Source organism: Mycobacterium sp. NGS24, from assembly GCF_059813065.1.
Genome location: NZ_JCALDW010000003.1, coordinates 225984 through 248330 on the forward strand (window position 1 = coordinate 225984; position 22347 = coordinate 248330).

The 22347-nt window shown below is 68.1% G+C and carries 25 protein-coding genes; 20 read left to right on the forward strand and 5 right to left on the reverse strand.

The features are described 5' to 3' along the window. Positions 1 to 10: 10 nt before the first annotated feature. The 7 genes from AC5Y6Y_RS06570 to AC5Y6Y_RS06600 all read left to right on the forward strand — a co-directional run bounded on the left by AC5Y6Y_RS06570 (position 11) and on the right by AC5Y6Y_RS06600 (position 4855). Positions 11 to 337, forward strand: coding sequence for a WXG100 family type VII secretion target (locus AC5Y6Y_RS06570; protein ID WP_473139788.1), 327 nt, complete (start codon positions 11 to 13; stop codon positions 335 to 337). 16 nt (positions 338 to 353) lie between these two features. Beyond that, positions 354 to 653: a WXG100 family type VII secretion target gene (locus AC5Y6Y_RS06575; RefSeq protein ID WP_473139787.1), complete on the forward strand. Its 300-nt coding sequence runs from the start codon at positions 354 to 356 to the stop codon at positions 651 to 653. A 187-nt stretch (positions 654 to 840) separates the two neighbouring features. Continuing rightward, positions 841 to 1284 carry a 50S ribosomal protein L13 gene (rplM, locus tag AC5Y6Y_RS06580; RefSeq protein WP_463825887.1) on the forward strand — a complete coding sequence of 148 codons (444 nt, stop codon included), beginning with the start codon at positions 841 to 843 and terminating at the stop codon, positions 1282 to 1284. A 26-nt stretch (positions 1285 to 1310) separates the two neighbouring features. After that, a complete protein-coding gene (rpsI, locus tag AC5Y6Y_RS06585; protein WP_463825990.1) occupies positions 1311 to 1748 on the forward strand; it encodes a 30S ribosomal protein S9 in 438 nt (145 codons plus the stop codon). 130 nt (positions 1749 to 1878) lie between these two features. Further along, entirely contained in the window at positions 1879 to 3216 is a 1338-nt protein-coding gene (gene glmM, locus AC5Y6Y_RS06590; RefSeq protein WP_463825888.1) for a phosphoglucosamine mutase, read from the forward strand. Positions 3217 to 3260: 44 nt separating this feature from the next. Further along, positions 3261 to 3548: a type VII secretion target gene (locus AC5Y6Y_RS06595; protein WP_473139786.1), complete on the forward strand. Its 288-nt coding sequence runs from the start codon at positions 3261 to 3263 to the stop codon at positions 3546 to 3548. Between the two features lie 2 nt (positions 3549 to 3550). Beyond that, positions 3551 to 4855, forward strand: a complete 1305-nt coding sequence (locus AC5Y6Y_RS06600; protein WP_473139785.1) for a hypothetical protein — start codon at positions 3551 to 3553, stop codon at positions 4853 to 4855. Between the two features lie 4 nt (positions 4856 to 4859). Here AC5Y6Y_RS06600 and AC5Y6Y_RS06605 read toward each other — a convergent pair whose 3' ends face one another. From AC5Y6Y_RS06605 to AC5Y6Y_RS06615, 3 genes are read right to left on the reverse strand one after another with little or no spacing between them, the layout of a single operon-like run. Further along, positions 4860 to 5903 carry an LLM class F420-dependent oxidoreductase gene (locus tag AC5Y6Y_RS06605; protein WP_463825891.1) on the reverse strand — a complete coding sequence of 348 codons (1044 nt, stop codon included), beginning with the start codon at positions 5901 to 5903 and terminating at the stop codon, positions 4860 to 4862. Then, positions 5903 to 6250: a nuclear transport factor 2 family protein gene (locus AC5Y6Y_RS06610; protein WP_473139784.1), complete on the reverse strand. Its 348-nt coding sequence runs from the start codon at positions 6248 to 6250 to the stop codon at positions 5903 to 5905. The genes AC5Y6Y_RS06605 and AC5Y6Y_RS06610 overlap by 1 nt, the downstream gene beginning before the upstream one ends. A gap of 5 nt (positions 6251 to 6255) precedes the next feature. Next, complete coding sequence (locus AC5Y6Y_RS06615; RefSeq protein WP_473139783.1) at positions 6256 to 7095, reverse strand: dienelactone hydrolase family protein; 840 nt, start codon at positions 7093 to 7095, stop codon at positions 6256 to 6258. Positions 7096 to 7235: 140 nt separating this feature from the next. On the opposite strand from AC5Y6Y_RS06615, the gene glmS reads away from it, so the two are divergent. The 13 genes from glmS (at position 7236) to AC5Y6Y_RS06680 (ending at position 21204) form a co-directional block, all read left to right on the forward strand. Continuing rightward, positions 7236 to 9104: a glutamine--fructose-6-phosphate transaminase (isomerizing) gene (gene glmS, locus AC5Y6Y_RS06620; protein ID WP_463825894.1), complete on the forward strand. Its 1869-nt coding sequence runs from the start codon at positions 7236 to 7238 to the stop codon at positions 9102 to 9104. 15 nt (positions 9105 to 9119) lie between these two features. Further along, the gene (locus AC5Y6Y_RS06625) at positions 9120 to 9956 is read left to right on the forward strand and encodes a DUF4436 domain-containing protein (protein ID WP_473139782.1); all 837 of its coding nucleotides are present in this window, start codon (positions 9120 to 9122) and stop codon (positions 9954 to 9956) included. A gap of 13 nt (positions 9957 to 9969) precedes the next feature. After that, a complete protein-coding gene (locus tag AC5Y6Y_RS06630) occupies positions 9970 to 10719 on the forward strand; it encodes a rhomboid-like protein (RefSeq protein WP_473139781.1) in 750 nt (249 codons plus the stop codon). 9 nt (positions 10720 to 10728) lie between these two features. Then, positions 10729 to 12147 (forward strand): NAD(P)H-hydrate dehydratase, encoded by a 1419-nt coding sequence (locus AC5Y6Y_RS06635; RefSeq protein WP_473139780.1) that lies wholly within the window; start codon positions 10729 to 10731, stop codon positions 12145 to 12147. A 21-nt stretch (positions 12148 to 12168) separates the two neighbouring features. Beyond that, the gene (gad, locus tag AC5Y6Y_RS06640) at positions 12169 to 13548 is read left to right on the forward strand and encodes a glutamate decarboxylase (RefSeq protein WP_463825898.1); all 1380 of its coding nucleotides are present in this window, start codon (positions 12169 to 12171) and stop codon (positions 13546 to 13548) included. Between the two features lie 28 nt (positions 13549 to 13576). Next, complete coding sequence (gene alr / locus AC5Y6Y_RS06645; protein ID WP_473139779.1) at positions 13577 to 14734, forward strand: alanine racemase; 1158 nt, start codon at positions 13577 to 13579, stop codon at positions 14732 to 14734. A gap of 41 nt (positions 14735 to 14775) precedes the next feature. Beyond that, complete coding sequence (tsaE, locus tag AC5Y6Y_RS06650; RefSeq protein WP_473139804.1) at positions 14776 to 15192, forward strand: tRNA (adenosine(37)-N6)-threonylcarbamoyltransferase complex ATPase subunit type 1 TsaE; 417 nt, start codon at positions 14776 to 14778, stop codon at positions 15190 to 15192. Further along, complete coding sequence (gene tsaB / locus AC5Y6Y_RS06655; RefSeq protein ID WP_463825900.1) at positions 15189 to 15809, forward strand: tRNA (adenosine(37)-N6)-threonylcarbamoyltransferase complex dimerization subunit type 1 TsaB; 621 nt, start codon at positions 15189 to 15191, stop codon at positions 15807 to 15809. Before tsaE ends, tsaB begins: the two co-directional genes overlap by 4 nt. Beyond that, on the forward strand, positions 15806 to 16264 hold the full coding sequence (rimI, locus tag AC5Y6Y_RS06660) for a ribosomal protein S18-alanine N-acetyltransferase (RefSeq protein WP_473139778.1): 459 nt from the start codon (positions 15806 to 15808) through the stop codon (positions 16262 to 16264). Before tsaB ends, rimI begins: the two co-directional genes overlap by 4 nt. Continuing rightward, positions 16261 to 17286: a tRNA (adenosine(37)-N6)-threonylcarbamoyltransferase complex transferase subunit TsaD gene (tsaD, locus tag AC5Y6Y_RS06665; RefSeq protein ID WP_473139777.1), complete on the forward strand. Its 1026-nt coding sequence runs from the start codon at positions 16261 to 16263 to the stop codon at positions 17284 to 17286. Before rimI ends, tsaD begins: the two co-directional genes overlap by 4 nt. Before the next feature lie 253 nt (positions 17287 to 17539). Then, positions 17540 to 17842 (forward strand): co-chaperone GroES, encoded by a 303-nt coding sequence (gene groES / locus AC5Y6Y_RS06670; RefSeq protein WP_085250279.1) that lies wholly within the window; start codon positions 17540 to 17542, stop codon positions 17840 to 17842. 139 nt (positions 17843 to 17981) lie between these two features. Then, positions 17982 to 19604: a chaperonin GroEL gene (gene groL, locus AC5Y6Y_RS06675; protein WP_463825903.1), complete on the forward strand. Its 1623-nt coding sequence runs from the start codon at positions 17982 to 17984 to the stop codon at positions 19602 to 19604. 88 nt (positions 19605 to 19692) lie between these two features. Then, positions 19693 to 21204 carry an adenylate/guanylate cyclase domain-containing protein gene (locus AC5Y6Y_RS06680; protein ID WP_473139776.1) on the forward strand — a complete coding sequence of 504 codons (1512 nt, stop codon included), beginning with the start codon at positions 19693 to 19695 and terminating at the stop codon, positions 21202 to 21204. Here the strand turns inward: AC5Y6Y_RS06680 and AC5Y6Y_RS06685 are convergent. Together AC5Y6Y_RS06685 and AC5Y6Y_RS06690 are read right to left on the reverse strand one after the other, a co-directional pair. Continuing rightward, positions 21186 to 21698 (reverse strand): hypothetical protein, encoded by a 513-nt coding sequence (locus AC5Y6Y_RS06685; protein ID WP_473139775.1) that lies wholly within the window; start codon positions 21696 to 21698, stop codon positions 21186 to 21188. The genes AC5Y6Y_RS06680 and AC5Y6Y_RS06685 overlap by 19 nt on opposite strands. 23 nt (positions 21699 to 21721) lie before the next feature. After that, the gene (locus AC5Y6Y_RS06690; RefSeq protein WP_463825992.1) at positions 21722 to 22303 is read right to left on the reverse strand and encodes a TetR/AcrR family transcriptional regulator; all 582 of its coding nucleotides are present in this window, start codon (positions 22301 to 22303) and stop codon (positions 21722 to 21724) included. Between the last annotated feature and the right edge of the window lie 44 nt (positions 22304 to 22347).

Sequence of the window (22347 nt, forward strand, 5' to 3'; positions counted from 1 at the left end):
GAGAGAGACGATGAGCACACCGACGGGTGCCGACACCCTGCACACCGATTTCGACCTGATGCACTCGGTCGCCGCCACCACGGACGCGCGCAACGAAGAGATCCGGTCGATGCTGCACGCCTTCATCGGCCGGGTGAGCAGCGTGCCACCGACGCTGTGGGGCGGGCTCGCCGCCGCGCGGTTCAAAGACGTCGTGGACCGCTGGAACGCCGAGTCGATGCGGCTGTATCACGTGTTGCACGAGATCGCCGAGACCATCCGGAACAGCGAAGCTACCCTGCGCGAAGCCGGCCTCGACCATGCCCGCCATATCGGCGCGGCCGGCGGAGATCTGTGATCGGGGGAGGCAGGCCATGGACTCGGTGCTGTCGTACAATTTCGCCGCCATCGAACATTCGGTCCGGCAGGAGATCCACACCACCTCGGTGCGGCTCAATGCCGCACTCGACGAGTTGAGGTCGCAGATCGCGCCCCTGCAACAGTTGTGGACGCGGGAGGCGGCCGCCGCCTACCAGGCCGAGCAACTCCGGTGGCACCAAGCGGTCACCGCGTTGAACCAGATACTGGTCGAGTTGGGAAATGCGGTCCGGGCGGGGGCCGACGACGTGGCCCACGCGGACCGTCGGGCAGCCGGCCGCTGGGGCCGCTTTTGACCTGCGGGGATGCGCATCGGTAAGCTGCACCGTTGGCGTGCGGGTGCCTCCGGGTACTGGGCTTCCAGGGATTTCTCGGGTCTACGTCGGTCGCCGAGACCATATCCCCGCACACGCCGGACCGGCCCCCGGTCACACCGGGATCCAACCCGAGCTCAGGCTCGCAGAGAAAACAGGAGTAAGCGCTGTGCCTACCTATGCGCCCAAGGCAGGTGACACCACCAGGTCGTGGTACGTCATCGACGCCACGGACGTAGTGCTTGGCCGCCTTGCTGTCGCAGCAGCCAATCTGCTGCGTGGCAAGCACAAGCCGACGTTCGCGCCCAACGTCGATGGTGGTGACTTCGTCATCGTCATAAACGCCGACAAGGTCGCCATCAGTGGCGACAAACTGCAGAGCAAGATGGCCTACAGCCACTCGGGTTACCCCGGTGGTCTGCGCAAGCGCAGCATCGGCGAGCTGTTGCAGAAGCACCCCGACCGCGTGGTGGAGAAAGCGATCGTCGGCATGCTGCCGAAGAACAAGCTCAGTCGCCAGGTGCAGAAGAAGCTGCGCGTCTACGCGGGCCCGGAGCACCCGCACACCGCTCAGCAGCCCGTTCCGTACGAGATCAAGCAGGTGGCGCAGTGACCGAAACCAGTTTCGAGACCACCGAGGTGGTCGACGCCGCGGTCGAGGGTTCGGCCACCGGCGAATCGTTCGTGTTCGAACGCCCGATCCAGACCGTCGGCCGCCGCAAGGAGGCTGTGGTGCGGGTGCGCCTGGTCCCTGGCACCGGCAAGTTCGACCTCAACGGCCGCAGCTTGGAGGACTATTTCCCCAACAAGGTGCACCAGCAGCTGATCAAGGCCCCGCTGGTGACCGTGGACCGGGTGGACAACTACGACATCTACGCACTGCTGCACGGCGGCGGCCCGTCGGGTCAGGCCGGCGCGCTGCGGTTGGGCATTGCCCGCGCGTTGATCATCGCCACGCCGGAGGATCGTCCGTCCCTGAAGAAGGCCGGCTTCCTCACCCGTGACCCCCGTGCCACCGAACGCAAGAAGTACGGACTGAAGAAGGCCCGCAAGGCGCCTCAGTACAGCAAGCGCTGATCGACGATCACTTTTTGGGCTGCGAGCGGGTGTCGCTCGGCGTGTCGCCGACATACGACACCCGTTCGCAGCCAACAGTGATTGAGTGCATGCTCACCACTGGTGAGCCAACTGTGAGAGGTTTGACCGCATGGGTCGATTATTCGGCACTGACGGCGTCCGCGGAGTCGCGAATCGCGAGTTGACCGCCGAACTGGCACTGGCGCTGGGCGCCGCCGCCGCGCGGCATCTGGCGAGCGCATCGGGCCCCGGCAGGCGGGTAGCCGTGATCGGGCGCGACCCGAGGGCCAGTGGTGAAATGCTGGAAGCCGCTGTCATCGCCGGCCTGACCAGCGAGGGCGTCGACGCGTTGCGCGTCGGCGTGCTTCCCACCCCCGCGGTGGCCTATCTGACCGGCGCCTACGACGCCGACTTCGGGGTGATGATCTCGGCGTCGCACAACCCGATGCCCGACAACGGCATCAAGATCTTCGGCCCAGGCGGCCACAAGCTCGACGACGAGACCGAAGACCGGATCGAGAACCTGGTCGCCGCGGGACCCGGGCTGCGACCCGTCGGTGCGGGGATCGGGCGCGTCGTCGACGCCCAGGATGCCGTGGACCGCTACCTCCGCCACGTCGGGAAGGCCAGCACCAGCCGGCTCGACGGGCTGACCGTCGTGGTCGACTGTGCGCACGGCGCGGCCTCCGCCGCGGCGCCCAGCGCCTACCGTGCGGCCGGTGCCCGCGTCATCGCGATCAATGCCGACCCCAACGGACTGAACATCAACGACGGCTGCGGGTCCACCCACCTGGAATCGCTGCGCGCCGCTGTCACCGCACACCGCGCCGACCTCGGCCTGGCCCACGATGGTGACGCCGACCGCTGCCTGGCCGTGGACGCCAACGGTGATCTCGTCGACGGTGACACCATCATGGTGGTGCTGGCACTGGCCATGAAAGAAGCCGGTGAGCTGGTCTCCGACACCTTGGTGGCCACGGTGATGAGCAACCTCGGGCTGCACCTGGCGATGCGCGCGGCCGGGGTGACGGTACGCACCACCGGCGTCGGTGACCGCTACGTCCTGGAAGAGTTGCGGGCCGGCGATTACAGCTTGGGCGGCGAGCAGTCCGGCCACATCGTGATGCCGGCACTGGGCTCCACCGGCGACGGTATCGTCACCGGGCTGCGATTGATGACGCGCATGGTGCAGACCGGCTCGTCGCTGGCCGCCCTGGCGTCGGCAATGCAGACGTTGCCGCAGGTGCTGATCAACGTCGAGGTCGCCGATAAGGCCACCGCCGCGGCTGCACCGACGGTACAGACAGCGGTCCGGCAGGCCGAGGCCGAACTCGGCGACACCGGGCGAATCCTGTTGCGTCCGTCGGGAACCGAGCCGCTGATCCGGGTGATGGTGGAGGCGGCCGATGAGGAGATCGCTCAGCGGTTGGCCGCGACGGTGGCCGACGCGGTCAGCGCTGCCCGCTGAAACTTTGCTGGAACCGCGCCGCTCGCCGCGGCGTCGAAGTAAGTATGAGACTCGATAGCGCTGAGGTGCGCCAGATCGCCGAGCGGATCACTGCCGCGGCTGAACTGATCGATAATGCGGCGGCAAATCATCTGTCCCGGTTGACATTCGGAGGTGCGTGCGCCGGCAGAGCCCACACGGCCCGCGGCGAGGCGTTGCGCGCTGCGCTGGACCGTCTGGTCGTGGAGCTTGCGCAGTGGTCGCGGGCAACGACGGAGATAGCCGTCGCGCTGCGCTCGGGTGCTGAGCGCTACCTCGACGCCGATCGGTACGCCGCGGCCCGGATCGCCTGACTGTGGCCGATCGGCTCGATGTCGCCGGGCGCCTTGCCGAAGGACGGTCGGCCGTCGAACACACCCAGACCTATGTGCGCGCCAGCCAGGTTGTCGGCTACCGGCATCCGGAGCTGACCGCCCACCCCACTCAGATCCACGACTGGTACGACAGCGAAGACGGACTCGACCTGCACGCGCTGGATGCCGACTGCGCGCGGCTGCGGGCGGCGGACGCGATGCTCACCGAGGCCCTGCGCGAGCAGCGCGCCCAAGTGACCGCCCTGGCGACAGCGTGGACGGGGCCGGGAGCCGACGCGGCGGTCGCGTTCATGCAGCGTCATTGCGACACCGCCGGCGCGCTGATAACCGAGATCCGAGCAGCGGCCCAGCGTTGTGAGTCGTTGCGCGACAACCTCTGGCAACTGGTCGATGCGAAGGTCGCCACCGCCGTCGCGATCGACGACCGCACACTGGCGCAGCGGCGCGCCTGGCTGGCGGCGGCCGCTGCGGTCACGGGCGGTGAGTCGGCCGCACAGCAGGTGATCACCCAACAGGTCGTGCCGTACGTGGACACCGTGATCGGCAAGGACTGGGTCGCGGCGATGCGGTCGACGCGGGCGGCGGTAACGGCATGCTTCGATCTGGTCACCGACCGGTTGGCCACCGCGATGCCGGCACATTTCGAGGTTCCGGGCGATTTCGGGCCGTCGTCGAGTCCGCCGTCGCGGCCGCAGCGGCCGGTCGCCCACAGCGCGCAGCCGGCAACCGTCCTGACGGCGCCCGCGAGTGTCGAGCCGGCCCGGGGGCCTGGGTACGCGGCACCGGCAAGCGCGCCAACGCAGTCGGCATCACCGCCGAATCCTATTCCAGCACAACCAGATTCGATCCCGCCGCTGGGCGTGGGCGGTGCGGGTCTGGGAAGCGGCGGCGGACTCGGCGGGGATGCCGGCCTGGGCAGACTCGGCGGGCTCGCCAGCCGGATCATTCAGGAGATGGGCGGCCTGCTGGGGGGTGAGCCGCCAGATCCAGAGCACAGGTTCGACGACGAGGAGGACCATTCCGGCAGCGACGCCGACCACAAGCACACCAAGGACAAGACCGACGCCCCAGAGGCGCCGGAACCCGGCAAGCAGACCCTCGGGGAGGCGACGGCCAACCCGCCGGTCGGCGAACCTGCCCCGATGGCACAACCCAGCCAGCCGCTACCAACAGCCGAACCCGCCCCGGCATATTCACCCCCCAACGCTCCACCGCCGAAGGCGCCGACGTCCGGATCCACGCCCTGCGAGATCGCCGCCAACGAACTGCCGCAGGCCGGGCAGTAGCGAGTCAGGAGGGACGCAGTTGTAGCAGCTCTTCGACATAGCGCAGCGCTTCACCGGGATCCGCGGTCACCGGTCGGACCAGCAGCGTGGTCGCGCCGGCGGCAGCGAAGGCGGCCAACCGCTCGGCGATGAATCCCCGCGGGCCGATCAGCGAGATCCCGCGGACCAACTCGTCGGGCACCGCGTCGATCGCCGCACGCTTGCGGCCGGCCAGGTACAACTCCTGGATGCGGTCGGCGACCTCGCCGAACCCGTACCGGGTGGCCAGGTTGTGGTAGAAGTTGCGGCCCCTGGCACCCATGCCGCCGATGTACAGAGCCAGCTGCGGTTTGGTCCACGCCAGCCGGTCGTCGACGTCGTCGCCGATCGCCAGCGACGTGCTGACCATGACATCCAGCGGGCCCAACGCCGGATCGCGTTTGGCGTTGCCGGCCGCCAGCGAAGCGCCCCACACTTCGGCGGCCCGTTCCGGATAGAAGAATACCGGCTGCCAGCCGTCGGCGATCTCCGCGGTGAGCTCCACGTTCTTCGGTCCCAGAGCCGCAATGGATATCGGAATACGTTCCCGCACTGGATGATTGATCAAGTGCAGGGCTTTTCCCAGCCCCGTTCCGCGATCTGCCGGCAGCGGGATCTGGTAGTGCCTGCCGGCGTGCTGCACCCGCTCCCGGCGCCACACCTGCCGGCAGATCTCAACTACCTCGCGGGTGCGGCCCAGCGGGGAGTCGAACTCGACGCCGTGGAATCCCTCGATCACCTGCGGACCGGAGGTGCCGATGCCGAGGTGGAATCGGCCGTCGGACACATAGTCCAGTCCGGCGGCGGTCATCGCCAACAGGGTGGGCGTGCGGATGAAGATGGGAAGCACGCCCGAGGCGAGTTCGACGGTTTCGGTTTTGGCCGCCAGATATCCCAGCTGACTGATCGCGTCGAACGCGTACGCTTCGGCCACCATCGCGATGTCGATGCCGGCCTTCTCCAGGGCGACCACCCGGTCCACGCCGTCGCGGAAACCGCCGCTGTAGTCCAGGGCGACGCCGATCCGCATCAGCCCGACGTACCCGTCCAGTACTCTTCGAACCGTTGCCCGTCGGGTGCGAGTCTGAGGATGTCGTTGCCGGTGAACGTGACGGGACCGTCGGGCCCGCTGCCCCTGCCTACCCAACGGCCGGCCACGAAATCCCCGTCGCGCAGCGGACCCAATTCGATGGTGAAGGCCAAGTCGGCCAACATGTTTCGGGTCTCGCCGACGATCGCTTCGAGCTCCGCCGGTCCGTGGATCTCCCGGTCCGGCCAGTGGCCCACGAGGTCGTCGGAGACGATGTCGGCAGCTACCGGTTGGCCGGCCCACAACTCGCCGATCCACCGCTGGTAAAGGTCATGTGGAGTTGGCATAGTGCTCATTTCAATAGTGCGGCGATCTTGTCCTCGGACGTGACGTCCAGCGATTCGGGGTCCAATTCCTGAGTCTTGGGCAGCTGCACCTCGGGGTCGGCGAAGTCGCGATAGGTCTTGTCGCCGGTCAGCGTGTGCAACAGGTAGCCGGTCAGCAGCGCCCGCACTGTGCGCTGGGTCTTGCGATCCGAGCCGGGCAGTCCGACGGCCTTTGCCAGCCGCCGACCCTCGACCACGCCGCCGGGGTCGGACTTGCTGACGATGCGTAGCGTGGCAGCGTCCCACACCTGGGACAACGCCAGAGCGTTGGAATTCAGAGTTGTGGGGTCGTCCGGGGCGGCCAGGATCAGACCCGGCACGTCCAGACCGGCCGCCGGCTGCTCGGCGGCAGGCGCGGTCACCGTGGGGAACAGCGCCGCCACCGCGGCGGGTTTGGTGGGCAGGCCGGCCGCGGCGAACACCGCGGCCGATGCCCCGAGACCGTGCCCCACCAGACCGAGCTTGGTCGGGTGGACACTGATCTTGCCCGGCCCCAACCGCACCCCGGAGATGATGTCGAGCGCGACACCGAGGTCGAACGCCAAGTTCATCACCGACGGCACCAGGCCGCGCTGGGTGTCCGGCGCGCCGCACACGATGCCCCACGACGCCAGATGTTCCAGCAGACCCGAATAGTTGGCGCTGCCGGTGAGCCAGTCGTGGCCGAAGGCGATGCCGGCCAGGTTCAACCCGGTCTCCGGGGTGTAGACCACCCCGGGCAGCCCGGCAAAAGCCAGGTCACCGCGCAATACGCGGTGCGGACCACGGCGGCTGAGAGCGGCGAATAGCTTGCGGGTGCGGGCCACCCGTCGACGTTAGCCGTGCGTCGGCGGATTGGTCCACTGGGCTGGGCGGGGAAGTCCGGGCGTTAATTCTGCGGTGAGATCGGCGCAGGTCAGGTCCGCGCCGACGGCCCGGTGGGCGGGTCTGCACTACCCTGTTCAGAATGTGCGGAATCGTCGGTTACGTCGGGCAGGGTCCTGCCTGCGACGTCGTGATGAATGCACTGCGCCGGATGGAGTACCGCGGATACGACTCCTCGGGCATCGCGCTGGTGGACGGCAAGGGCCAGCTCACCGTTCGCCGGCGTGCCGGTCAGCTGGCCAATCTGGAAGCCGCCATCGCCGGGATGGCACCGGACGAGCTGGGCGGCACCGCCGGCCTGGGCCACACCCGGTGGGCCACCCACGGCCGCCCCACCGACCGCAACGCGCACCCGCACCGGGACGCCGCCGGCCGCATCGCCGTCGTGCATAACGGCATCATCGAGAACTTCGCCTCACTGCGCCAGGAACTGGAAACCGCCGGGGTCGAATTCGCCAGCGACACCGACAGCGAGGTCGCGGTGCACCTGGTGGCTCGCGCCTTTCACCACGGCGAGACCGCCGGCGATTTCGTCGCGTCGGTGCTGTCGGTGCTGCGCCGGCTCGAAGGCCACTTCACCCTGGTGTTCGCCAACGCCGACGACCCCGGAACCATCGTGGCGGCCCGCCGCTCCACCCCACTGGTGGTCGGGATCGGCGACGGCGAGATGTTCGTGGGATCGGATGTGGCGGCATTCATCGAACACACCCGCCAGGCCGTCGAGCTGGGTCAGGACCAGGCCGTGGTGATCACCACGAACGGCTACCAGATCCTCGACTTCTACGGTCACGACGACACCGCGAACGCCCGCGAGTTTCACATCGACTGGGACCTGGCCGCCGCCGAAAAGGGTGGCTACGAGTACTTCATGCTCAAGGAGATCGCCGAGCAGCCCACCGCGGTAGCCGACACCCTGCTCGGGCATTTCGTGGACAACCGGATCGTGCTGGACGAGCAGCGCCTGTCCGACCAGGAGCTGCGCGAGGTCGACAAGGTGTTCGTGGTCGCCTGCGGCACCGCCTATCACTCCGGTCTGCTCGCGAAATATGCGATCGAGCACTGGACCAGGTTGCCGGTGGAGGTGGAACTGGCCAGCGAGTTCCGGTACCGGGACCCGGTGCTGGACCGCAGCACGCTGGTGGTGGCGATCTCGCAGTCCGGTGAGACCGCCGACACGCTGGAAGCCGTCCGCCACGCCAAGGAGCAGAAGGCCAAGGTGCTGGCGGTCTGCAACACCAACGGCTCGCAGATCCCGCGGGAATGCGACGCGGTGCTCTACACCCGCGCCGGCCCGGAGATCGGCGTCGCCTCCACCAAGACCTTCCTAGCGCAGGTCACCGCCAACTACCTGGTCGGCCTGGCGCTGGCGCAGGCCCGGGGCACCAAATACCCGGACGAGGTCGAGCGCGAGTACCACGAACTCGAGGCGATGCCGAATCTGGTGGCCCGGGTGATCGCGGCCACCGCGCCGGTCTCCGCGCTGGCCCACCGGTTCGCGCAATCGTCGACGGTGTTGTTCCTCGGCCGGCACGTCGGCTACCCGGTGGCGCTGGAAGGCGCACTCAAGCTCAAGGAACTGGCCTACATGCACGCCGAGGGCTTCGCGGCCGGCGAGCTCAAGCACGGCCCGATCGCGTTGATCGAGGACGACCTACCGGTCATCGTGGTGATGCCGTCACCGAAAGGGTCGGCCACGCTGCACGCCAAGCTGCTGTCCAACATCCGCGAGATCCAGGCCCGCGGAGCGGTGACCATCGTGATCGCCGAGGAAGGTGACGAGACGGTACGGCCCTACGCCGACCACCTGATCGAAATCCCCGCGGTGTCTACGCTTTTGCAACCACTGTTGTCGACGATCCCGCTGCAGGTGTTCGCGGCGTCGGTGGCCCAGGCGCGGGGCTACGACGTGGACAAGCCACGCAATCTCGCGAAATCTGTCACCGTCGAATAACCGGGCCGGCTGCTGATGAGATGGGGCATCGCCGGTGTGGCGGTCTTCGTCGCCGCATACCTCGGCCTGGTGACGTTGTATGCCGTCACCGGCATGGGGCCGCCGCATCCCGTCACCAGCGCAGCGCCGGCCGGCGACGGGACAACGGTGACGATGGATGTCGAAGGCATCGCGCCCTACCGCAACGTGTTGACCGCCAACCTGACCGTTGCGCCCGGAGCCGCGCTGCTGGACCGCGCCGGCAACCTGAAGGAGGATCTCAGCGTCGCGGTCACGTCGGCGGCCACACCCACCACGCGGTCCTGGCCCAAAGGCACGCAACCCGGCGTCGTTCCGGTGTCGCTGAACATCAACGGCGACGTGTCGGACTGGCCTTTCGACAGCTACCACTCGGGTCCGATCTCGGTCGACCTGTTCCGCGGCACCGAGCAGATTCCGGAACGGGTGTCGGTGAGCTTCGTCGATCGTCTACCCGGCTGGCAGGTGCAGGCCCCGGGCGGCAGGACCGGCGATCTGTTCGCGCCGTACCGGGTGCAGGTGCAGCGCTCACCGAGCACCGTGGCACTGGCCGTGGCCCTGCTGGGGGTGCTGGTCGCGCTGGCCGGCATCGCGCTGTTCGTGTCGGTCGCCACCGCGCGTGACCGACGAAAATTCCAACCCCCGATGACGACCTGGTTCGCCGCAATGCTTTTCGCGGTGATACCACTGCGCAACGCGCTGCCCGACTCGCCCCCCTTCGGCGCCTGGGTCGACGTCACCGTGGTGCTCTGGGTGATCGTGATCCTGGTGTTCTCGATGACGCTGTACGTGTCGTGCTGGTGGCGACACACCGCGCCGGACTTCGATCAGTAACTAAGGTTGGGGCATGGCATCAAAGTCGGCCTCGGTGCGGCTGCGCGCACTGGTTCGCGTGGTGTGGCACTACGTGATCAGCGCGCCGCTGACCTACGGCTGGCTGATGGCGCTGTCGGTCACCACGATCGTGCAACACCTGCTGACCGGCCACCAACTGCACTCCATACTCCTGCACCGCTACACCAACCTCCACGCCCTGGCCACCGATCCGCTGGGCGTGCTGTTCTCCAGTCTGTTCTGGATCGACGGCAGGAGCTTGGAACCGTACCTGCTGTTGTTCACCCTGTTCCTGGCACCGGCCGAGCGTTGGCTAGGTCAATTACGTTGGCTCACAGTGGGATTGACCGCGCACATCGTGGCCACGTACATCAGCGAAGGTCTGCTCTATCTGGCGATCCAGCTGAACGAGGCCTCGCAGCGGTCGGTGCGTGCGCACGATATCGGCGTCAGTTACTTCCTGGTCGGTGTGATGGGTGTGCTGACCTACCGGATCGCGCGGCCCTGGCGCTGGGGTTATCTAAGCGTGCTGCTGCTCATCTTCGGGTTCCCGGTGCTGCTGATGGACCGCATCGAGCTCAGTTTCACCGCCATCGGCCACTTCGCGGCGCTGCTGGTCGGACTGGCGTTCTACGCGATGGCCCGCGAACGCAAACGCGCCCCGTGGGATCCGGCCCAGGTCAGGGAATTCTTCCGGCGACGCCAGGCGGCGAATGAGGGCGCACAAGAGGTGCCGGCATCCCCGGATCGCCCGCGAACGTAACCTTGGTGCGTGCGGCACTACTATTCGGCTGACGCGATCCGCGCGGCCGAAGCGCCCTTGCTGGCCAGCCTGCCTGACGGTGCTCTGATGAAGCGCGCCGCGTATGGGCTGGCCACCGAAATCAGCCGGGAACTGACGGCCCGCACCGGCGGGGTGGCCGGTCGCCGCGTCTGCGCGATCGTCGGCTCCGGCGACAACGGGGGCGACGCGCTGTGGGCGGCGACCTTCCTGCGGCGACGCGGCGCAGCCGCCGAAGCGGTGCTGCTCAAGCCCGAACGTACCCACCGCAATGGGCTGGCGGCGTTCCGCAAAGCCGGTGGCAGAATAGTCGAAAATATCTCTGCTGCAACCGATCTCGTCATCGACGGGGTGGTGGGCATCTCCGGTTCGGGCGCGTTGCGGCCGGATGCGGCGCGAGTATTCGCCGAGGCCGCACAGATCCCGGTCGTCGCCGTCGACATTCCCAGCGGCATCGACGGGGCCACCGGGGCGATCACCGGACCCGCCGTGCACGCCGCGCTCACGGTGACCTTCGGCGGGCTCAAACCGGTGCACGCGCTGGCCGACTGCGGCCGCGTCGCCCTGATCGACATCGGACTCGACCTGCCCGACACCGACGTGCGGGGTTTCGAGGCGACCGACGTGCTTGCGCGCTGGCCCATTCCCGGTGCCCGCGACGACAAGTACAGCCAAGGCGTCACCGGCATCATGGCCGGGTCCGCCACCTATCCGGGTGCCGCCGTGCTCTGCACAGGTGCGGCCGTCGCCGCCACCTCGGGCATGGTCCGTTACGCCGGCAGCGCCAATCACGAGGTGCTCGCGCACTGGCCGGAGGTGATCGCCACCTCCACCCCCGCCGCCGCCGGACGGGTGCAGGCGTGGGTGGTCGGGCCGGGTCTGGGCACCTCCGAACCGGAGGCGGCCGGGGCGTTGTGGTTCGCACTCGATACCGACCTGCCGGTGCTGGTGGACGCCGACGGGCTGACCATGCTGGCCGCCCACCCCGACCTGGTGGCCAACCGCACAGCCCCGACGGTGCTGACCCCACACGCCGGCGAGTTCGCCCGGTTGGCCGGGGCGCCCCCGGGCGAGGACCGGGTGGGTGCGGTGCGCAAACTCGCCGACGCGTTCGGCGCCACCGTGCTGCTCAAAGGCAACGTCACCGTCATCGCGGACCCCGGCGGTCAGGTTTACCTGAACCCGGCCGGGGAGTCCTGGGCGGCCACCGCCGGATCCGGTGACGTGCTGTCCGGGATCATCGGGGCGCTGCTGGCGTCGGGATTGGCACCGGCCGAGGCAGCCGCGGCCGGGGCTTTCGTGCACACCCGGGCGGCGGCGCTGTCGGCCGGCGACCCGGGACCGGGTGACGCACCCACGTCGGCGTCGCGAATTCTGCATCACATCCGGGCCGCGCTGGCCTCCCTGTAGTACCCGACGAAAGGTCCCGCCGTGCCCCATCCGCCCGTGCCTGCCCATTCGATCGCTCCGGCCTACACCGGCCGGCTGTTCACCGCGCCGGTGCCGGCGCTGCGGTTGCCCGAGGAGTCGATGGACCCCGAGGCCGCCTACCGCTTCATCCACGACGAGCTGATGCTCGACGGCAGCTCGCGGCTGAACCTGGCCACCTTCGTCACCACCTGGATGGATCCCGAGGCCGGCAAGCTGATGGCCGAGACCTTCGACAAGAACATGATCGACAAGGACGAATATCCGGCGACGGCAGCCATCGAGCAGCGTTGCGTGTGCATGGTCGCCGACCTGTTCCACGCCGACAACCTGCGCGATGACGACCCCAACAGCGCGGTCGGGGTGTCCACCATCGGGTCCAGCGAGGCGGTGATGCTGGGTGGGCTGGCCTTGAAATGGCGGTGGCGGGCCAAGGTCGGCAAGGACTGGCGCAAGCGCACCCCGAACCTGGTGATGGGTTCCAACGTGCAGGTGGTGTGGGAGAAGTTCTGTCGCTACTTCGACGTCGAGCCGCGTTATCTGCCGATGGAGGAGGGGCGCTACGTCATCACCCCGGAGCAGGTGATCGACGCCGTCGACGAGGACACCATCGGGGTGGTCGCGATCCTGGGCACCACCTACACCGGGGAGTTGGAGCCGGTCGCGGAGATCTGTGCGGCGCTGGACAAGCTGGCCGCCGGTGGTGGTGTGGACGTGCCGGTGCACGTGGACGCCGCCAGTGGCGGCTTCGTGGTGCCCTTCCTGCATCCCGAGCTGAAGTGGGATTTCCGGCTGCCCAGAGTGGTCTCGATCAATGTCAGCGGCCACAAATACGGCCTGACCTATCCCGGCATCGGGTTCGTGGTGTGGCGCAGCGCCGAGCACCTGCCGGAGGACCTGGTGTTCCGGGTGAATTATCTCGGCGGCGACATGCCGACGTTCACGCTGAACTTCTCCCGGCCGGGCAATCAGGTGGTCGGCCAGTACTACAACTTCCTGCGGCTGGGTCGCGACGGATACACCAAAGTCATGCAGTCGTTGTCGGCGACGGCCCGCTGGCTGGGTGAGCAGCTGCGGGTCGGGGAACACGCCGAGCTGATCTCCGACGGCACGGCGATCCCGGTCGTTGCGTTCCGGCTGGCCAAGGACCGCGGCTACACCGAGTTCGACGTCTCGCACGAGCTGCGCACGTTCGGCTGGCAGGTGCCGGCCTACACGATGCCGGACAACGCCACCAACGTGTCCGTGCTGCGCATCGTGGTACGGGAGGGGCTGTCCGCCGACCTGGCACGCTCCCTGCACGACGACGCCGTCACCGCGCTGGGCAATCTGGACAAGCTCAAGCCGGGCGGGCACTACGAGGCCGAGCACTTCGCGCACTAGGGATCGCACGTTTGGGACAATGGCGCCCGTGGCCGCATCTCCGACCTCCCTGACGCCGGGTCTCCTCGCCGAGGCCGTCGTCGACCTGGGTGCCATCCAGCACAACGTGGCAGTGTTACGCGAGCATGCGGGTAACGCGCAGGTCATGGCGGTCGTCAAAGCCGACGGTTATGGCCATGGCGCCACCCGGGTCGCGTATGCCGCGCAGGCTGCCGGAGCCACCGAACTCGGCGTCGCCACCGTCGACGAGGCGCTGGCGCTGCGCGCCGACGGCGTCGCCGGACCGATTCTGGCGTGGCTGCATCCGCCCGGCCTCGATTTCGGGCCGGCGCTGGCCGCTGACGTGGAGATCGCGGTGTCCTCGGCGGCCCAATTCGCGAGACTGCTCGACGCGGTGCGCCGCACCGGTACGCCGGCCACCGTCACCGTCAAGGTGGACACCGGACTGAACCGCAACGGCGTGGCCCCGGCCGAATATCCGGCGCTGCTGACCGCGTTGCGCCAGGCCGTGGCCGACGAGCAGATCCGGGCGCGGGGGCTGATGTCGCACCTGGTGTACGCCGACGCCCCCGATGAGGCGATCAACGACGTGCAGGCGCAGCGGTTCCGCGACATGCTGGCCTACGCCCGCGAGCAACGGGTGCACTTCGAGGTGGCGCACCTGTCGAACTCGTCGGCAACGATGGTCCGACCCGACCTGGCGTTCGACCTGGTGCGACCGGGTATCGCGGTGTACGGCCTGAGCCCGGTGCCGGCGCTGGGCGACCTGGGCCTGGTCCCGGCGATGACAGTGAAATGCCCGGTGGCGCTGGTGAAGTCGGTCAAGGCGGGGGAGGGCGTGTCCTACGGGCACACCTGGATAGCGCCGCGTGACACCAACCTCGCGCTGCTGCCGATCGGCTACGCCGACGGGGTGATCCGGTCGCTGGGCAATCGCCTGGAGGTGTCGATCAACGGGCGTCGTCGACCCGGGGTCGGACGGATCTGCATGGACCAGTTCGTCGTCGACCTCGGCCCGGGCCGGCCCGATGTCACCGAAGGCGACGAGGCGATCGTCTTCGGACCCGGCGCCGACGGCGAGCCCACCGCGCAGGACTGGGCCGACCTGGTCGGCACCATCCATTACGAGGTGGTCACCGGCATCCGGGGACGCATCATCCGCAGCTACCGCGAGGCGGCAGCTTGACTTCTTCCGGCACCGCCACCTTGGAGCGGCCCGAAGACACCATGGCGCTGGGGTCCCGGCTCGGTGCAGCGCTGCGGGCCGGTGACGTGGTGGTGCTCTCCGGGCCGTTGGGTGCTGGAAAAACGGTGCTGGCCAAGGGAATTGCCGAGGTGCTGGACGTCGACGGTCCGGTGACCTCGCCGACCTTCGTGCTGGCGCGGGTACACCCGGCGCGGACGGCGGGCAAGCCGGCGATGATCCACGTGGACGTCTACCGGCTGCTGGACACCCCGGGTGCCGACCTGCTCGCGGAGCTCGATTCACTGGACCTCGACACCGATCTCGAGGATGCCGTCGTGGTGGTGGAGTGGGGTGAGGGGCTGGTGGAACGGCTGGCCGAGCGTCACCTCGACATCCGGCTGGAGCGCATCACCCATTCCGACGTGCGGATCGCGACCTGGGAGTGGGTCCGCACATGATCGTCCTGACTCTGGACACCTCCACCCCCGCGGTCACCGCCGGAGTGGTCCGCGTGGACGGCCTCGTCACGCTGGCCGAGCGGGTCACCGTCGACCCCCGCGCGCACGCCGAACGCCTGACACCCAATGTCGTTGCAGCACTTAATGATACGGGCCTGACCATGGGGGACCTGGCTGCGGTGGTGGTGGGCTGCGGGCCCGGGCCGTTCACCGGGTTGCGGGCCGGGATGGCCACCGCCGCCGCCTACGGCCACGCGCTGGACATCCCGGTGCACGGGGTGTGCAGTCTGGACGCGATCGGCACGTTGACGACGGGCGAGACGCTGGTGGTCACCGATGCCCGCCGGCGCGAGGTCTACTGGGCGCGGTACCGCGACGGGGTGCGTACCGACGGACCGGACGTCGCCGCGCCCGCTGACGTGGCGCCCGGCCCGGCGCGTGCGGTTGCCGGCTCACCGGAGCACGCGGCGCTGTTCGGGTTACCGGTGATCGAGCCCGTCTACCCGTCGCCGGCCGGGCTGGCGCGCGCCGTCGACGACTGGTCCGCCGAACCTGCGCCGCTGGTGGCCCTGTACCTGCGCCGCCCCGACGCCAAGCCGTTGGCGGCCCGCGGATGATCGCCGACATCGTGCTGGGACCGTTGGTCCGCGCCGACGCCCGCCGCTGTGCCGAACTGGAGGCGCTGCTGTTCGACGGCGACGACCCATGGCCGGCCGTCGCGTTCGAGCGGGAACTGGCCAGCAAGACCAACCACTATGTCGCCGCGCGCAGCGGCGACACGCTGGTCGGCTATGCCGGGATCACCCGGCTGGGCCGGGTGCGCCCGTTCGAGTACGAAGTGCACACCATCGGCGTGGACCCGGCTTATCAGGGGCGCGGGATCGGGCGCAGGTTGCTCGACGACCTGCTGGACTACGCCGACGGCGGGGTGGTCTATCTGGAGGTCCGCACCGACAACGAGGCGGCGCTCGAGTTGTATCGCAGCGCGGGATTCCACCAGATCGGCGTGCGCAAGCGCTACTACCGGGTCAGCGGTGCCGATGCCTACACGATGCGGAGAGACGCCCGGTGACAGTCATTCTGGCCATCGAAACCTCCTGCGACGAAACGGGTGTGGGGATCGCCCGACTGCACCCCGACGGCACGGTGGACCTGCTGGCCGACGAGGTCGCCTCCAGCGTCGACGAGCACGTGCGGTTCGGCGGGGTGGTTCCCGAGATCGCATCCCGCGCGCATCTGGAAGCTCTCGGGCCGGCGATGCGCCGCGCACTGGCCACCGCGGGGGTGCGCAAACCCGACATCGTCGCGGCCACCATCGGTCCCGGGCTGGCGGGTGCGCTGCTGGTGGGAGTTGCTGCGGCCAAAGCGTATTCGGCCGCGTGGGGGGTGCCTTTCTACGCCGTCAACCACCTGGGCGGGCACCTGGCCGCTGATGTCTACGAGCACGGTCCGCTGCCCGAGTCAGTGGCCCTGCTGGTGTCCGGGGGGCACACCCACCTGCTGCACGTGCGTTCGCTCGGCGAACCCATCGTCGAGTTGGGCAGCACCGTCGACGACGCCGCGGGTGAGGCCTACGACAAAGTGGCGCGGCTGCTGGGGCTGGGTTATCCGGGCGGCCGGGCGCTCGACGAGCTGGCCCGCGCCGGGGACCCGGCCGCGGTGGTGTTTCCGCGCGGCATGACCGGCCCGCGTGACGATCCCTATGCGTTCAGCTTCTCTGGTCTCAAGACGGCCGTCGCCCGCTACGTGGAGAGCACTCCCGACTTCGTCGCCGCGGATGTGGCCGCGGGATTTCAGGAAGCGGTGGCCGACGTGTTGACCCTTAAGGCGGTGCGGGCGGCCGGCGAGCTGGGCGTGTCGACGCTGCTGATCGCCGGGGGCGTGGCGGCCAACTCGCGGCTGCGCGAGCTGGCCACCCGGCGTTGCGCGGCCGCTGGTCTGACGCTGCGGATCCCGCGCCCACGGTTGTGTACCGACAACGGGGCGATGATCGCCTCCTTCGCCGCGCATCTGGTGGCCGCGGGTGCGTTACCTTCGCCGCTGGACGCAGCCAGTGACCCGGGGTTGCCGGTGGTCCAGGGTCAGGTCGGCTGATGTTCGCTCAGCGCGGACACGCCGATCGGCAAGAAGCACCGGGGTGCCCTTGAGTGCTAGCACTCTCGCGTATAGAGTGCTAGGCGGCAGTCGGACAGCCCTTGTGTCGGCACCCGCGACGACGGCGCATGGACAACGGACGAAGGCCGTTTCACCTGGTAATTCGGACGGTTCGGGCACCCCCCGGACCGACCGCCAACTCTGGCCGGGGCGACGAGTCCCGGACCCGATTCGAATAGTGGAGGCTCCAATCGTGGCGAAGGTCAACATCAAGCCACTCGAGGACAAGATTCTCGTACAGGCCAACGAGGCCGAGACCACGACCGCGTCCGGTCTGGTCATTCCTGACACCGCCAAGGAGAAGCCCCAAGAGGGCACCGTCGTCGCAGTCGGCCCCGGCCGGTGGGACGAGGACGGCGAAAAGCGGATCCCGCTCGACGTCTCCGAGGGTGACACCGTGATTTACAGCAAGTACGGCGGCACCGAGATCAAGTACGGCGGCGAGGAGTACCTCATCCTGTCGGCACGCGACGTGCTGGCTGTCGTTTCCAAGTAAGACACCGTGTCCCGCCCCGGCGATCGCTGTGCTGTTTCGCACGGGCGATTTCCGGGGCGGCACGCGTTACGCAGTTTGACTTGCCCGGCTCCCTCAGCAGGCCTCGCGGCCCGCATCGTCGCCGGGCGGAAGGAGCCTGATGAGCAAGATCATTGAGTACGACGCGACCGCGCGTCGCGCCATGGAGGCGGGCGTGAACAAGCTCGCCGACGCGGTCAAGGTCACGTTGGGCCCCGGCGGCCGCCACGTGGTGCTGGCCAAAGCCTTCGGCGGGCCGCAGGTGACCAACGACGGCGTCACCGTCGCCCGCGAGATTGACCTGGAAGACCCGTTCGAAAACCTGGGCGCCCAGTTGGTGAAGTCGGTGGCCACCAAGACCAACGACGTCGCCGGCGACGGCACCACCACCGCGACCGTGCTGGCTCAGGCGCTGGTCAAAGGCGGCCTGCGCCTGGTTGCCGCCGGTGCCAACCCGATAGCGCTGGGGTCGGGCATCTCCAAGGCCGCCGACGCGGTCTCCGAGGCGTTGCTGGCCGCGGCCACCCCGGTGTCCGGCAAGGACGCCATCGCTCAGGTGGCGACCGTCTCGTCGCGCGACGAGCAGCTCGGCGAGTTGGTCGGCGAGGCGATGACCAAGGTCGGCGCCGACGGCGTCGTCAGCGTCGAGGAATCCTCCACGCTGAACACCGAGCTGGAGTTCACCGAGGGCGTGGGCTTCGACAAGGGTTTCCTGTCGGCCTACTTCGTCACCGACTTCGACTCCCAGGAAGCCGTGCTGGACGACCCGCTGATCCTGTTGCACCAGGACAAGATCAGCTCGCTGCCCGACCTGCTGCCGGTGCTGGAGAAGGTCGCCGAAGCGGGCAAGCCGCTGGTGATCATCGCCGAGGACGTCGAGGGTGAGGCGCTGGCCACACTGGTGGTCAACTCCATCCGCAAGACGCTCAAGGCGGTCGCGGTCAAGGCGCCGTACTTCGGCGACCGTCGCAAGGCCTTCCTGCAGGACCTGGCGATCGTGACCGGCGGCGAGGTGGTCAACCCCGACACCGGTCTGCTGCTGCGCGAGGTCGGCCTCGACGTGCTGGGCACCGCGCGGCGCGTGGTGGTCAACAAAGACGACACCGTCATCGTCGACGGCGGCGGAACCAAGGACGCGGTCGCCAACCGCATCAAGCACCTGCGGGCCGAGATCGAGGCCAGCGACTCCGATTGGGACCGGGAGAAGCTGCAGGAGCGGCTGGCCAAGCTGGCCGGCGGCGTGGCGGTGATCAAGGTCGGTGCAGCCACCGAGACGGCTCTGAAGGAGCGCAAGGAAAGCGTCGAGGACGCGGTGGCCGCGGCCAAGGCCGCTGTCGAAGAAGGCATCGTCGCCGGCGGTGGCTCGGCGCTGATCCAGGCCCGCCACGTGCTCTCCTCGCTGCGCGACGAGCTCAGCGATGACGAGAAACTGGGTGTCGACGTGTTCTCCCAGGCGCTGGCCGCCCCGCTGTTCTGGATCGCCACCAATGCCGGGCTCGATGGCGCGGTCGCGGTCAACAAGGTCAGCGAGCTGCCCAACGGGCAGGGCCTGAACGCCGCGAGCCGCACCTACGGCGATCTCGCGGCCGACGGCATCGTCGACCCGGTCAAGGTGACCCGCTCGGCGGTACTCAACGCGTCCTCGGTGGCCCGGATGGTGCTGTCCACCGAGACCGCGGTCGTCGAGAAGCCGGCCGAGGCCGCCGACGACGGCCACGGCCACGGCCACGGACACCACCACTAGCGCGAACAGACGCAAAAGCTCCCGACACGCTGAGCGTGCGGGAGCCTTTGCGTCTTCTCGTGCGCGCCGGGCCGTCTAGTCTCGCGCAATGGACCGCATCCTGCAGGCGGCGTGGGACCGTCACGGCGCACGGTACTCATGGGTGCTGGCCGGATTGGTTGTGGCGCTGGCTCTCCCGATCTACCTGCTGCTGGCCTTTGTCATCGTGGCCTTCGAGAAGTCCACCCGGTACCTGGAAGCGGCCGGACTCACCGTGATCGCCGTGCTCATCCTGGTCTGCCTGCTGGGTCCACCCGGCCGGGGCATCTGGCGGGATGTCGAGCGCCAAGCCGCCGGATCCGAAATCGATCGCGCTGCAACGTTGCAGGCCACCTACGACTGGGGCCGCAAAGCGCCACTGCGGTGGGTGATCGTCAATGCGATTCTGGCCGCAGCGATGTCGGCGACGGTGGGAACCGTCGCCGGAGCCAGTCCGTCCAGACTGGTTCAGTATGCGATCGTGGGCGCCACCATTCAGGGTCCGTGCCAGTTGATCGGCGTGCACAGTCTGGTAGTGGCGGTGATGCGACCGGTACGTGTCGCCCTGATCGGTGGCACCGGCATCGGCGACTCGCTGCCGCGTTCCCGGCCGACCTTCGCCACCTGGTCGCAGATATCCATGCTCGGCGTGGCACTGGCGTTCGCGATCGAAAGCGCAATGCTGACAGCGATATTCGACGGAGCGCACCAACCGCCGCTGCTGTGGGTCGGGGTCGGTTGCGCGTTGATGCTCGGCATCGGAGTGCCGTTGACGGTGGGCGCCGCTTTCGCTCCGTCACTGCGGCCCATCGGAGAACTCGCCGACGGCACCAAACGTGTTGCAGCCGGCGACTTCAGCCGGCGGTTGCCAGTGGTGCAGGACGACGACCTTGGCACGCTGGCAGCGTCGTTCAATCACATGCAAGCGGGATTGGCTGAGCGTCAACGACTTCAGGGTGCGTTCGGCACCTACGTAGACCCCACACTTGCGGCGCGACTGCTCGAGCAGGGCGACGATGTCTTCTCCGGTGAGCGCCGCGAAGTGACGGTGATGTTCATCGACATCCGCGAATTCACCTCGTTCGCCGACGCGAATACCGCCGAGGACACCGTCATTCGACTCAATGCACTGTTCGAACTGGTCGTACCCGCCGTGGTCGACGCCGGCGGGCACGTCAACAAGTTCCTCGGCGACGGTGCGTTGGCAGTCTTCAACGCCCCCAACGATCTTGCCGATCATGCAGATGCGGCGGTTTCCGCCGCGGTGCTGATCCAGGATCTCGTCGGCGACCGGTTCGGCGCCGAGCTACGGATCGGCATCGGGATCAACACCGGCGAGGTCATCGCCGGCACCATCGGAGGTGGCGGAAAACTTGAATTCACCCTGATCGGTGACACCGTCAATGTCGCAGCTCGCGTTGAACAACTCACTAAAATCACCGGCGACGCAATCCTTCTCACCGGTCAGACCGCCGAGGCCCTGACTTCGCGACCGCCCGAACTGACCGACCGCGGATCGCACGCGGTGAAGGGAAAATCAACCACTATCAAGATTTTCGGGCTCTACCGCGGCGTCGGCTGAATGAACAACAGGTGGAACGCGCCGGGCTGGGCGTCATCCGGGGCGAACCGGACCATCAAGGTGTTCGGCGGAAACTGACCGGCCAGATCGTTCAGGGTTCTGGGCAGGAACGCCTTGGCCTTGGCGTTGGCATACCAGTTGGGGTCGGAGGGGTCGACGCTGAGGTTCGCCACCCTGTCGATCGCATCGTCCCACTGCTGCACGGCGGCCGGTCGCGCACCTCCGAAGCCCGCCGACTTGTGGTAGGCATCCGCCTGTCCTGCAAGGGTAATCACCGCTCCGCCCCCGACCGGTGTTCCGGTGATGGTTCCGTTGCCGGCATCGGCCGTGACCGACACGAGTCGGGCGGTGCACACGTTGTCGACGACGCTGGGCGGCACGCAGAATTCCGGCAGCGGGGCAGCGTGTGCACGGGCGACGTCAAGCCCGCCCGGCAGCAGGACGGTCGCGGCGGCGGAGATCGCGGCCAGCATTCGGACGTGGACGTTCGGCATTGAAGGGTCCTTTCTTGACGGGCTCAGGTGCTCATCGTCTTATCCCGCCCGCCGACCAGCAATCCGGTGGAGGCGAACTTCAATCCGGCCCGCAATTCCTCCAATCGGATCGGGTCGTCGGACTCGATGTAGCGCAGCGTGGTCGCAACCGCCATGTTGAAGAAAAGCCAGGCCAACGCACTCGGACTCAACTCGTCCCGGTATTGGCTGCGGTAATGATTCATGTGCAGCGTGGACATCGCGAGCAGCGTGGCGTTGAGCCCGGAAACGTTGTCGAAGGTGCGGACGTGATCGGGACGTTCGGCGAGGTAGCGGATCAACCGGCGGTTGGCGATGGTGAAGTCGATCAGGATGTCGATCGAGGACTCCATTGCCGATTCCGGCTGATCGAGCGTGATCGCCCGGAGCATGGCCTCGATCGCGGGTGACTGCTCGCCAACCAGCTGTTCGATCGCCGCGTTGATTATCTGTTCTTTGTTCTCGAAGTACTGATAGATCGATCCCTTGCTGACCCCGGCCTGGTCGGCGATCAGATTGGTGGTGATCTGTTCGGGTGCGTGGACGCGCAGCAGCGACGCCGTGGCCGACACTATTTTTGCGACCATCTCGCGGGAGCGCAGCTGTTGTGGCGCCTTGCGACGCGCTGAAC

What these genes read in the sequence shown, in the direction of transcription:
- AC5Y6Y_RS06570 (WP_473139788.1), top strand. Translation starts at nt 11, where the DNA reads ATGAGCACACCGACGGGTGCCGACACCCTGCACACCGATTTCGACCTG.
- AC5Y6Y_RS06575 (WP_473139787.1), top strand. Translation starts at nt 354, where the DNA reads ATGGACTCGGTGCTGTCGTACAATTTCGCCGCCATCGAACATTCGGTC.
- glmM (WP_463825888.1), top strand. Translation starts at nt 1,879, where the DNA reads ATGGGTCGATTATTCGGCACTGACGGCGTCCGCGGAGTCGCGAATCGC.
- AC5Y6Y_RS06595 (WP_473139786.1), top strand. Translation starts at nt 3,261, where the DNA reads ATGAGACTCGATAGCGCTGAGGTGCGCCAGATCGCCGAGCGGATCACT.
- AC5Y6Y_RS06605 (WP_463825891.1), bottom strand. Translation starts at nt 5,903, where the DNA reads ATGCGGATCGGCGTCGCCCTGGACTACAGCGGCGGTTTCCGCGACGGC.
- AC5Y6Y_RS06610 (WP_473139784.1), bottom strand. Translation starts at nt 6,250, where the DNA reads ATGCCAACTCCACATGACCTTTACCAGCGGTGGATCGGCGAGTTGTGG.
- glmS (WP_463825894.1), top strand. Translation starts at nt 7,236, where the DNA reads ATGTGCGGAATCGTCGGTTACGTCGGGCAGGGTCCTGCCTGCGACGTC.
- AC5Y6Y_RS06625 (WP_473139782.1), top strand. Translation starts at nt 9,120, where the DNA reads ATGAGATGGGGCATCGCCGGTGTGGCGGTCTTCGTCGCCGCATACCTC.
- AC5Y6Y_RS06630 (WP_473139781.1), top strand. Translation starts at nt 9,970, where the DNA reads ATGGCATCAAAGTCGGCCTCGGTGCGGCTGCGCGCACTGGTTCGCGTG.
- tsaE (WP_473139804.1), top strand. Translation starts at nt 14,776, where the DNA reads ATGGCGCTGGGGTCCCGGCTCGGTGCAGCGCTGCGGGCCGGTGACGTG.
- tsaB (WP_463825900.1), top strand. Translation starts at nt 15,189, where the DNA reads ATGATCGTCCTGACTCTGGACACCTCCACCCCCGCGGTCACCGCCGGA.
- rimI (WP_473139778.1), top strand. Translation starts at nt 15,806, where the DNA reads ATGATCGCCGACATCGTGCTGGGACCGTTGGTCCGCGCCGACGCCCGC.
- groL (WP_463825903.1), top strand. Translation starts at nt 17,982, where the DNA reads ATGAGCAAGATCATTGAGTACGACGCGACCGCGCGTCGCGCCATGGAG.
- AC5Y6Y_RS06680 (WP_473139776.1), top strand. Translation starts at nt 19,693, where the DNA reads ATGGACCGCATCCTGCAGGCGGCGTGGGACCGTCACGGCGCACGGTAC.
- AC5Y6Y_RS06685 (WP_473139775.1), bottom strand. Translation starts at nt 21,698, where the DNA reads ATGCCGAACGTCCACGTCCGAATGCTGGCCGCGATCTCCGCCGCCGCG.
- AC5Y6Y_RS06690 (WP_463825992.1), bottom strand. Translation starts at nt 22,303, where the DNA reads ATGGTCGCAAAAATAGTGTCGGCCACGGCGTCGCTGCTGCGCGTCCAC.